This is a genomic window from Pseudovibrio sp. POLY-S9 (assembly GCF_001431305.1).
In the GTDB taxonomy this organism is placed as follows: Bacteria; Pseudomonadota; Alphaproteobacteria; order Rhizobiales; family Stappiaceae; genus Pseudovibrio.
On the sequence record NZ_LCWX01000258.1, the window covers coordinates 1117 to 1359 of the forward strand.

1 pseudogene is annotated in these 243 nt (G+C 60.1%); it reads right to left on the reverse strand.

Annotation, left to right across the window (positions count from 1 at the left end):
- Positions 1–243: pseudogene (locus tag PPL9_RS28955) on the reverse strand (type I secretion system permease/ATPase); the annotation flags it as partial.

Sequence of the window (243 nt, forward strand, 5' to 3'; positions counted from 1 at the left end):
GGCGTTGGTTTCATCCCACTTGTTGGTGAGTGTGGAGCTCATGCCAAGGGCGCGCACCACTTCCGCGTTGCGGCGAGCGCCGGAGCGGGTGTTGCTGCGCTGTGCGTTTTGTGAGGCCAGCTCTCTGGAGGGATCGCGGCTCATAAACTCGTTGGCAAGCACCAGAGAGAGGATGATGACTGCGCCAGCCAGTGCCAGCATGCCGAGCCAGAAATGCAGCACAAACACCAGACCCAGATAGAT